The sequence below is a fragment of the Novosphingobium album (ex Liu et al. 2023) genome (assembly GCF_029076845.1).
Taxonomy (GTDB): Bacteria; Pseudomonadota; Alphaproteobacteria; order Sphingomonadales; family Sphingomonadaceae; genus Novosphingobium.
This window is the reverse complement of sequence record NZ_JARESE010000084.1, coordinates 1-3430: the sequence shown is the minus strand read 5'-3', so window position 1 is coordinate 3430 and position 3430 is coordinate 1. Positions and strand designations below refer to the sequence as shown.

General features: G+C 60.4%; 6 protein-coding genes. All 6 read right to left on the bottom strand.

The genetic code is table 11. The features are described 5' to 3' along the window. Positions 1–53: 53 nt before the first annotated feature. The gene (locus PYV00_RS22665; RefSeq protein WP_275230605.1) at positions 54–737 is read right to left on the bottom strand and encodes a type IV secretory system conjugative DNA transfer family protein; all 684 of its coding nucleotides are present in this window, start codon (positions 735–737) and stop codon (positions 54–56) included. A gap of 79 nt (positions 738–816) precedes the next feature. Then, positions 817–939, bottom strand: coding sequence for a hypothetical protein (locus PYV00_RS22660; RefSeq protein ID WP_275230604.1), 123 nt, complete (start codon positions 937–939; stop codon positions 817–819). Between the two features lie 174 nt (positions 940–1113). Beyond that, positions 1114–1491: a hypothetical protein gene (locus tag PYV00_RS22655; protein WP_275230603.1), complete on the bottom strand. Its 378-nt coding sequence runs from the start codon at positions 1489–1491 to the stop codon at positions 1114–1116. 286 nt (positions 1492–1777) lie between these two features. Beyond that, entirely contained in the window at positions 1778–2068 is a 291-nt protein-coding gene (locus PYV00_RS22650) for a hypothetical protein (protein ID WP_275230602.1), read from the bottom strand. Between the two features lies 1 nt (position 2069). Continuing rightward, a complete protein-coding gene (locus tag PYV00_RS22645) occupies positions 2070–2618 on the bottom strand; it encodes an antirestriction protein ArdA (protein ID WP_275230601.1) in 549 nt (182 codons plus the stop codon). Positions 2619–2859: 241 nt separating this feature from the next. Continuing rightward, the gene (locus PYV00_RS22640; protein WP_275230600.1) at positions 2860–3255 is read right to left on the bottom strand and encodes a hypothetical protein; all 396 of its coding nucleotides are present in this window, start codon (positions 3253–3255) and stop codon (positions 2860–2862) included. Positions 3256–3430: the final 175 nt, after the last annotated feature.

Genomic DNA, 3430 nt, shown 5'->3' with positions numbered 1-3430 from the left:
GTCTGCTCCATACCTGCCCGCCTCACGCTCATCGCGTCACCGAAACGGGTAAATCAGGGTGTCCAGATGTCAACGGCGGTGTTGCGTACTTGCTCGAAGGCCGATTTGTCCATGCGGTCCAGCATCTCGACCCAGCGCTCGGGACTCGATTGGATCGTCTGGATGGTGCGCCAGAGCATCGGGAACGTGACGAAGCCGTTTTGCTCGACCAGCGCCTTGATCAAGCCTTCCACCCATTCGCGGGCGCGCTGCGCGAAATAGAAGGCGTTGCCGGTGCCGCCCGAGGTGGCGGCGGGAATGATGGCATTGACGACCGAGGTGCAGTCCGAATGGAAATCGGAGCTATCGCGGGTAAGGATATCGAGCGGATTCAGTCTATGGCGAACCATGCCGTGCAAGCCGCACGGGTTCCACAGATAGACATAGACGCCGCAACGAGCGAAGCTGTTGATCGTGATAGCGGCGAGTTCGCCCTTCGGATCAAACACCAAAAGCGGATAGCGTCCGTTGCGAAGGATGGTCTCCACCAGCCAGTCCCGGCCTTTGCCGGAACCGCTGCCCGCGATGACGACGCCGGGCGCATCGGATTTGAGTCGCAGAATCTGGTTGCCGTGATAGCCGACGAACAGGCCGTCCGGGCCGAACAATCCGGCGCGCTTCAGTTCGTCGCCGCTTGCCCATCGCGCCGAGCCGTGGCGCGTCTTTTGCCGATCCGGCCTGCGATTGCCGTCGAGCATGGTGATACTCCCGTTTCAGAAAACAAAACGGGCGGAGTTTCCCCCGCCCGAGTGTGCCGCCCGTTCCTGTCCGGCTCGTTCAGTGGTGGCAGTTCGAAACGAGCAGCAGCAGGAACAGAACCAGGAGAATCCAACCCCAAGGGTTGGGCTTCTTCTTGATCTTGTAAATCCGACCGACTTCCTCTGCGGTATATGTTGCCATGACCTAATCCTCCATGATGGATGGGAACCGAAAGACCGCCCCTCGGCTTGAGTCCTTCCTAGCGGCGCGCACGAGCCGCTCCGGGGGATAAGAGAAGAAAGCGAGAAGACTTGGATGGGCGCAGATGACGGAGCAGCGCCGCGCGTGCCGTGCGGCGCTGCCAGCGCGGGGATGTCACCACCAGCTATCGTAGAAGACGGCGAGCCCGGATGCGATCGCGGCTCTGGCCTTGGCGATGAATTCGAGATCGTCATCCTTTTCGTCGCCGTCGGACTGGCCGAAGAAGAAGCCGCATGTCACGGGGAGACAATCGTTCAGAATGGCATCTTCGAGACTGGCCAGATCGTCCAGCGTGAGGATCACGGTCGCGCAGTTGAATTCTCTGCGCGCGCCGCGCTTCGCGTAATAGAGGTTTGCCATCCAGCCATGCAGGTTGGGATGCTTCCACCAATCGTGCAGTTCGCTGACCTCGGGCAAGCTGCCTCGGTCAAAATCGACTTCCTTGGTGATTGCGTGCCTGGGTGCCGTGAAGGCGTACATTTCCAGTCCCATGTGGTCTCCTTTTGTTGGCAGCGCGTTGCGGAATTGCCCGGCTGCATGGAGTCCGCCCACGCCCGGCTGATCCGGCGCGCGCATAGGTGCAACACGGCTTGGCACCGAAGGGGCCAAGGTGGTGCGGGCAGCACCTTGCGCGCATGAGCCGGTCACCGGCGTAGGACGAAGAATGCAGAGGGCATTTCCCGCGCGAGAAAATGTCGGAGAGAATTTCGGGACTGGTCCATCGCGGCGGCGGCGGCGATGGGCACGCTGGATCGATGGTGGCAGCACAGTAGCGTTGTCAGAACAGCTCGCCCTGCCTGCTGGTCTCAAAGTGAAGTTGCCATTCCGGCTTGGCGGCTTCCTCATCGAGCCATGCGATCACTTGCGCGATCACATCGCCGCCACGCGCTTCGATGGTGCCGGGCGGGTGGAAATGCGAACGATAGCCTGTCTCGGTGATCGGCAATGGCGCGCGTTCGGGCTTAATGCTGCGGATGCCCAGATAAGCAATCACGCCCCAGCGAAGCGGTTCATAGACCGCCTCGATCTCGATGCCTTGCCATGTGAAGCGGTAGGTCTGGGCGTCCATATCACACCCCCGCGAACACATGCACTTCGTCATGCGCGGTCTGAACCGTGAAGACATCGCCGCTCATCTCGGCATCGCGCGCCATGGCTTGCCAGTCGATGTAAAAGCGCAAGGGTTCGGGAATGGTGGTGCAGCTTTCCGTCAAGTCCTGCACGTAATCGGCAAGGCTGGAAAATGCGCCGTGATAGCGCTCCTCGATGGCTTGCCGCGCGTCCTCGATATCGCCGAAATGCCCGAATAGCTCCGCACCCAGCCTGCCATGCTCTGCGATGAACGCGGCGATCTCGGCGACGCGCTCCAACCCGACATATTCGCTGATCGCGACGCCCTCGAAGCCTTCATGGTCATGAATCGCCCACTCCTCCGCGTCCGGCATGGGCGAGGCGCGCAGCATAGCGCGAACGTCATCATAGATCGCCCCGGCCTCTTGGTCGGCGTCGATCCATGCGCCGTGTAGATGGCCGTTGTTGTAAGCAGCCAAACAGGCCACATAGATTCTGATTTCGTGATCGTTCTCCATTTTCTCTTCCTTGGGTTGGGGGTTCGACATGAACCCTTGCCCTTCGGCGAGAACGGGGTGTGCAAACGGAACGGAAAATCGACGGCGGGCGCAGCAGCAAAGCTGCGAGCCTCGGGAGACCGTCTATTTTATGTGAAGCGCGCCGAGGGGCTGGCCCCTAAGCCTTCCCGCGAGGGATTGAAGCCGAATGGCCGAAACCGCGAACGCGGGTTCGGTTTACGAAAGCCCGGCCCGCAAGGGCGCGGAAAAATGCTCGGATTCAGGAAATTAGCTACGGCAGATTGTTCTTTGCCCAGAGCAACGCATCGAACGCAGCACGTTTGGCCGCTTCGGATGAAGCATAGACCTTGCGGCCCTGTTGCCTATGGGCCGTATCGCGATTCACCACCGCGATCATCCAGCCCTGCCGACTGCCGGAAATCCGGTAAATCTGGAGATTGAAACCGTCGGTGTTGAGATAGAGCGTTCCGCCGGGTGAGACCTTCCAGGCCCGCTTGTGCCATGCTGATCTTCTGCGCACCGCCGCCTTTAGCTTGGCTTCGCGTTCGCGGGGACGAACATAATCATCCTCCATATGCTCGGCACATACGCAACCGACACCGAGTATGTCGGCGTATTCGGGATGCTCCATGTGATGGACGTAGCGAATTTCAACCGCTTCGCACATCTCGCAGGTGGCGCAAGGTTCGCCGAGGTCTTCGATGCCTGTACAGGACCAACCCTTATGCGGCACACCCGACTGTGACCATTTGCCCCGGTTGGTGTGCTGACCAGCCAGTTAGCGTCCGCGGTCGTGGTGTAATTTCCGGTGTAGATTGAGGTGCCGCAGGTGGTGGGGCATG

Coding starts and splice junctions, on each gene's coding strand:
- PYV00_RS22665 (WP_275230605.1), bottom strand. CDS start 737: ATGCTCGACGGCAATCGCAGGCCGGATCGGCAAAAGACGCGCCACGGC.
- PYV00_RS22655 (WP_275230603.1), bottom strand. CDS start 1,491: ATGGGACTGGAAATGTACGCCTTCACGGCACCCAGGCACGCAATCACC.
- PYV00_RS22660 (WP_275230604.1), bottom strand. CDS start 939: ATGGCAACATATACCGCAGAGGAAGTCGGTCGGATTTACAAGATCAAG.
- PYV00_RS22640 (WP_275230600.1), bottom strand. CDS start 3,255: ATGTGCGAAGCGGTTGAAATTCGCTACGTCCATCACATGGAGCATCCC.
- PYV00_RS22650 (WP_275230602.1), bottom strand. CDS start 2,068: ATGGACGCCCAGACCTACCGCTTCACATGGCAAGGCATCGAGATCGAG.
- PYV00_RS22645 (WP_275230601.1), bottom strand. CDS start 2,618: ATGTCGAACCCCCAACCCAAGGAAGAGAAAATGGAGAACGATCACGAA.